The organism is Enterococcus sp. 3H8_DIV0648 (assembly GCF_002140655.1).
Classification (GTDB): Bacteria; Bacillota; Bacilli; order Lactobacillales; family Enterococcaceae; genus Enterococcus_A; species Enterococcus_A hulanensis.
In genome coordinates, this window is the sequence record NZ_NGLG01000001.1 from 1,173,335 (window position 1) to 1,179,266 (window position 5,932).

Genomic DNA, 5,932 nt, shown 5'->3' on the forward strand with positions numbered 1-5,932 from the left:
ATTATAATGAAAGAAACTATCTAATGTTCGTGTTTGAAACCTTATCTATTTAGTTAAAAATCACCCCTACCCTAAGATAGCGTTTACATTTTGTGAAAATGGTGCTATATTTAATTCGAATGAAATATATGGGGGAATTATTATGTTAGATGCGCCGGCAGCAGCTCAAAAATTTCTAAGTTCAATGAACGAAACAGATAAGCAACATTTATTAAATGCTTTATTAGGATTAGATACGACCCACAATCTTAATCGCAACACGAGCTTTTATTCCTACCGTAACCTAAAAAAACTTTTGCATCCAAGACAATCTCAAGCTATGCAATCTCTGCAGTTTGCTAATACCGCCCAAGATAAATTAGTTATTCGACAATTTAAGGATCATTCTTTCCTAAAGAATTCTTATCGGATTGAAATCCTGCTGAATTCAGAGAACTATGACTATCAATTGATTGATTGCCTTTTAGCAAAGCTTCACGAAAGTTGTTTTGTAGATGTCTATTCATACGCATAAATAAAAAAATCTCTTGCCCAGCGGCAAGAGATTTTTTTTATTTGATTCCTACACGTTCGAAAACTTTATCGACGTTTTTCAAATGATAGTTATAGTCAAACGCATCATCTAAATCCGCAGCTGATAAAATGCTGGTGATTTTTTCATCGTCTTCCAGTAACGGACGGAATTGTGTTTGATGGTCCCAAGCATAGGCCGTCTTCGGTTGAACTAGATCATAGGCTTGTTCACGTGTCATTCCTTTATCAATCAACTTCAACATCACACGTTGGCTATAGATTAAACCAAAAGTAGCTTGCATGTTGCGCTTCATATTTTCTGGGAAGACCGTCAAATTCTTAACGATATTGCCGAAACGATGCAGCATATAATCTACTAAAATAGTCGTATCTGGTGTAATGATCCGCTCCGCTGAAGAATGAGAAATATCACGTTCATGCCACAAAGCTACATCTTCAAAAGCAGTGATCAAATGTCCGCGCACCACTCGGGCCAAACCAGTCATGTTTTCAGAGCCGATCGGATTACGTTTATGGGGCATAGCAGAAGAACCTTTTTGCCCTTTCGCGAAAAATTCTTCGACTTCACGCGTTTCAGATTTTTGTAAACCACGGATTTCAGTGGCAAAACGTTCGATTGATGTTGCAATCAATGCAAGACTTGAGAAGTATTCCGCATGCAAGTCTCTAGGTAAAACCTGTGTTGAAATCTCTTGTGGACGAATCCCTAATTTCTCACAAACATATTCTTCCACAAATGGCGGAATATTCGCAAACGTACCAACCGCTCCTGAGATTTTTCCTGCTTCAACACCTTTAGCCGCATGTTCGAAACGCTCGATATTTCGTTTCATTTCTGAATACCAAGTAGCTAATTTCAGTCCAAATGTTGTTGGCTCCGCATGAACACCATGAGTTCGTCCCATCATTACAGTGTTTTTATGCTCTTTCGCCTTTTCACCAATGATTGCTAAAAAGTCTTGTAAATCTTGGCGCAAAATATCATTTGCTTGTTTATATAAATACCCGTACGCAGTATCCACCACATCGGTACTGGTTAAGCCATAATGAACCCACTTGCTTTCTTCTCCCAAAGTTTCAGAAACAGCACGGGTAAAAGCTACCACATCATGCTTTGTTGATTGTTCGATCTCTAAAATACGATCAATATCAAATCCGGCATTTGCACGAATTTTTTCTACATCAGCTTTAGGAATCTCACCTAACTCAGCCCAAGCTTCATCCGCTAAGATTTCCACTTCCAGCCATGCCTTATAACGATTTTCATCGCTCCAAATATTTGCCATTTCAGCTCTTGCATATCGAGGTATCATTATATTTCTCCTTGCTTCTATTAATGTAGTCATTTTTTCCTAAGAAAAAATGAGTCTGATTGTCGCGCCGTATATCATTCTGCTATCTGTTTTTACGCTGATATCATAAAAATTTGGCGTTCCATGCTTTGCTTAGTTAACTGGGAAGAGCAGAACTGACATCCTTGCTCCTATTAAATGTAGTCTTTTTTTCCTATGAAGAAATGAGTTTGATTGTCGCGCCGTATATCATTTACCATTTACAGTGCTTGTGATTACTAATCCCAAGTTTCGGTTTTTTTGACATCGTCTAAGGTTCGTTGAATACTGTCGGTCAGAATGGTAACGTGTCCCATCTTGCGACCTTTTTTCGGCATTGCTTTGCCGTAATAATGGAAATGCCAGTCTGGCCATAAATCAATCATTTCGTATGTCTTCAGAAGATTTTCACCTAAGACATTGACCATTACCGCATTTGATAATAACTTTGGTTCACTCAACGGCCAGCCGCAAACTCCGCGAATATGCGCATCAAATTGACTCATGCTGCAGGCTTCAATCGTGTAGTGTCCCGAATTATGTGGCCGAGGGGCAATTTCATTCACGTATAATGCGCCTGCTTTTGTAAGGAAGAATTCTACACATAAGGTGCCGACTAAATCCACACCCTGTGCAATCACTTTCGCGATCCGAGTCGCTTCCTTCGCTACAGCTGCATCAATTCCTGCTGGTGCAATCGTTTCATGAAGAATATTATTACGATGAACATTTTCTACTACTGGAAATGTTACGTAATCACCGATATTATTTCCTGCCACTTGAACAGACAATTCCTTTTCAAAAGGAATCCACGCTTCCAAAACACAGGTTCCTTGCCGCAGCAGATTCATCGAAGGTGCTAAATCAGCCGTGCTTTTCAACACGTACTGACCATGTCCATCATAACCACCGCGCGTTGTTTTCAACACACAAGGATAACCGATACCTTCGATAGCATCTTGGATATCCGTTGGACTGATGATCGTCGCGTATGGAGCAATCACAATATTATTGTTTTCTAAAAAAGATTTTTCCATCAAACGATCCTGACTGATTGCTAACAAGTCGGTCCCTTGAGGAATGTTCGCGAAATGCTGGATATGATTGATCGTGTCCACATCAACATTTTCAAACTCATACGTAATAACTTGTGATCTGCGAGCCATTTCTTCCAAAGCCGTTTGATCATCATAATCAGCTACGATATGCCAATCCGAAACTTGCGCAGCCGGACAATCTTCTGTCGGATCGATTACGCCCGTACGAAAACCCATTTCCTTTGCGCTGATAGCCATCATCCGGCCCAATTGTCCTCCGCCTACGATACCAATCGTAGAGCCTGGTTTTATCGATTTAACCAAGTTGCTCACTACTTTCCAATACAGATTGTGTCATTTGCTGGCGCTTTTCTTCTAAGCGCTCAGCTACTTTTTTATCATACATTGAAAGCATCTGTGCCGCAAGTAGTCCGGCGTTAGTTGCACCAGCTTTTCCAATGGCTGTCGTGGCAACTGGAATTCCGCCAGGCATTTGCACGATCGACAACAGAGAATCCAAACCGTTCAATGCCTTCGATTGAACGGGTACGCCGATTACTGGTAAGGTGGTCTTCGCGGCAACCATTCCCGGTAAGTGCGCTGCACCGCCAGCACCTGCGATAATCACTTTGATTCCTTTTTCGCGAGCTTTTTCCGCAAAGTCGAACATTAGATCAGGTGTTCGATGTGCCGAAACGACCCGTTTTTCATATGCGACACCTAATTCATCAAGGCTTTCACACGCATGCTTCATCGTTTCCCAATCAGAGGTACTGCCCATAATAACTGCAACTTCTGGATTCATAAATTGCTCCCTTCTCCTGTTAAAGGCTTGATTCCTTTTGAGAAATCAAGTCAATTGATAAGCTTTACCATTATTCAAACTTATTTTAGCAAGACCCCTATGGTAAGTCAAAACGTAATTCGAATATTAAGAGTGATTTTTAATCTAACGTTCGTGTTTTTAATGATTAAAAAAGTAAGCACGACAAAAGCCGCGCTTACTTTTTATTTCGTTTCCTTTTTATACCCATGAAATAAAAGATTCAATACTATTGCTGACAAACTGCTCATGACGATACCATTGCCGGTAAACATTTGAACAGTCTCCGGTAACTTCGCGAACAATGTTGGCAATGCGTTAAAGCCTAAACCAAAACCGATCGAGATCGCAATGATCAATAAATTCTTTTCATCGTTAAAATCAACTTTAGACAGCATCTTCATTCCTTGTACAGCCACCATGCCGAACATTACCAGCATCCCGCCGCCTAAAACAGGTTCAGGAATAATTTGAGCCAGTGCGCCTACCTTGGGAAAAAGTCCTAGAATAATCAAAAAGATAGCTGAAAAATAAATTGGACGTCGCGTTTTGATACCAGATAGTTGCACTAGTCCAACATTTTGTGAAAATCCGGTATAAGGAAATGTATTGAACAATCCGCCTAAGATAACAGCTAATCCTTCTGCACGATACCCGCGCTTCAAATCATCCTCTTTTACCTCTTTACCAACAATATCGCCTAAAGCAAAATAAACACCTGTTGATTCCACCATACTTACAATCGAAATAATGATCATTAATATAATCGAAAATGGTTCAAACTTTGGGGTACCAAAATAAAATGGTTGAGGTACGTGGAACATCGGTGCATGACCGATAGCCGCTAGATCCACTTGACCTAAAAGCGCCGCAAGAACCGTTCCGCCAACTAAACCGACTAACACGGCGATTGATCGAATGAAACCTCGTCCAAAAACCTGCACGGCTAAAATCAAGATAATCGTTACAAAAGCTAATAATAAGTTCGTTGTATCACCAAAAGATTTTGCCGCAGCATCGCCACCGCCCATTTTTGTGACCGCAACGGGAATCAAAGTCAACCCAATCGTTGTAATTACAGTCCCAGTTACGATTGGCGGAAATAATTTTTCTACCTTAGAAAAAATACCTGAGATCAATACAACAAAAATCCCAGCAGCAATAATTGACCCATAGACGGTTCCAACACCATGTGTCTGCCCAATCAAAATCAATGGTGCTACAGCTTGGATGGCACAGCCTAAAACAACCGGCAAACCGATACCGAAAAATTTATTCACCGTCAATTGCAGCAAAGTGGCAATACCGCACATAAAAATATCGATAGAAATCAAATACGTCATTTGCGCTTCATTGAATCCCAAACCTGTTCCGATCAAAAGTGGTACCGCTACTGCTCCTGCATACATCGCTAATAAATGCTGCAGACCTAATACTGCTGATTTTCCATTTCCTGTCTCGCTTGTCACTCTATGCGTCCTCCTCGATAAATGTTACTTTACCGTCATGTAAGGAAGAGATTCTTGCTAGGGAAACAACTGGAATATCCATGTCTTCAATCAACTGGCGGCCATCTTGGAATGATTTCTCAATCAAAATCCCGATTCCGGCAACACTAGCACCAGCTTGCTGACACAATTCAATCAATCCCTTTGCGGCTTGACCGTTCGCTAAAAAGTCATCGACTAATAAGACATTATCCTCTGCAGAAAGGAATTTACGAGAAATAGAAATAGTGCTTGTCACCTGTTTGGTAAAAGAGTATACAGAGGCCGTCAATAATTCTTCGTCCATTGTCAGGCTTTTGGATTTGCGGGCAAAGATCATAGGCACTTTTAATGCTTGGGCTGCGTAGACTGCCGGGGCGATTCCCGAAGCTTCGATAGTCACTACTTTAGTGATCTTTTTGTCGGCAAACACTTCAGCTAGACGCTTTCCCATTGCATCCATCAATTCAGGATCTACTTGGTGGGTGATGAATTCATCAACTTTTAGTACCCCTTCACCTAAAACACGGCCGTTGTTCTTGATACGATCTGTCAATTCTTTCATTATACTCTTCTCCTTTTTTGTCGTTTTTTGATTAATACAAAAAACGCACCTTATCTGCAAAGCAAAAAAGGTACGTAACCGTACGATTTTTACTTATAGTCTTGCGTTTACGGCACAAGGTAGAAACTGTCATCCATATTATGACGATATATAAG

General features: G+C 40.7%; 6 protein-coding genes and 1 riboswitch. Of the genes, 1 reads left to right on the forward strand and 5 read right to left on the reverse strand.

The features are described 5' to 3' along the window. The first annotated feature begins 142 nt into the window (after positions 1 to 142). Positions 143 to 514 (forward strand): hypothetical protein, encoded by a 372-nt coding sequence (locus A5875_RS05405; protein WP_088932669.1) that lies wholly within the window; start codon positions 143 to 145, stop codon positions 512 to 514. Positions 515 to 551: 37 nt separating this feature from the next. Here the strand turns inward: A5875_RS05405 and purB are convergent, their stop codons facing one another. The 5 genes from purB to A5875_RS05430 all read right to left on the reverse strand — a co-directional run bounded on the left by purB (position 552) and on the right by A5875_RS05430 (position 5,777). After that, complete coding sequence (gene purB, locus A5875_RS05410) at positions 552 to 1,847, reverse strand: adenylosuccinate lyase (RefSeq protein WP_088932670.1); 1,296 nt, start codon at positions 1,845 to 1,847, stop codon at positions 552 to 554. 257 nt (positions 1,848 to 2,104) lie between these two features. Then, a complete protein-coding gene (purK, locus tag A5875_RS05415) occupies positions 2,105 to 3,226 on the reverse strand; it encodes a 5-(carboxyamino)imidazole ribonucleotide synthase (RefSeq protein ID WP_176244623.1) in 1,122 nt (373 codons plus the stop codon). Continuing rightward, on the reverse strand, positions 3,219 to 3,707 hold the full coding sequence (purE, locus tag A5875_RS05420) for a 5-(carboxyamino)imidazole ribonucleotide mutase (RefSeq protein WP_088932672.1): 489 nt from the start codon (positions 3,705 to 3,707) through the stop codon (positions 3,219 to 3,221). The genes purK and purE overlap by 8 nt, the downstream gene beginning before the upstream one ends. Before the next feature lie 203 nt (positions 3,708 to 3,910). Continuing rightward, a complete protein-coding gene (locus tag A5875_RS05425) occupies positions 3,911 to 5,194 on the reverse strand; it encodes a nucleobase:cation symporter-2 family protein (RefSeq protein ID WP_088932673.1) in 1,284 nt (427 codons plus the stop codon). A gap of 1 nt (position 5,195) precedes the next feature. Then, positions 5,196 to 5,777, reverse strand: a complete 582-nt coding sequence (locus A5875_RS05430) for a xanthine phosphoribosyltransferase (protein WP_088932674.1) — start codon at positions 5,775 to 5,777, stop codon at positions 5,196 to 5,198. A gap of 76 nt (positions 5,778 to 5,853) precedes the next feature. Then, a riboswitch (purine riboswitch) is annotated at positions 5,854 to 5,932 on the reverse strand.

Bases quoted from the DNA above. Each gene is read 5' to 3' on its own strand.
- A5875_RS05405 (WP_088932669.1), top strand. From the start codon at position 143: ATGTTAGATGCGCCGGCAGCAGCTCAAAAATTTCTAAGTTCAATGAAC.
- purB (WP_088932670.1), bottom strand. From the start codon at position 1,847: ATGATACCTCGATATGCAAGAGCTGAAATGGCAAATATTTGGAGCGAT.
- purE (WP_088932672.1), bottom strand. From the start codon at position 3,707: ATGAATCCAGAAGTTGCAGTTATTATGGGCAGTACCTCTGATTGGGAA.
- A5875_RS05430 (WP_088932674.1), bottom strand. From the start codon at position 5,777: ATGAAAGAATTGACAGATCGTATCAAGAACAACGGCCGTGTTTTAGGT.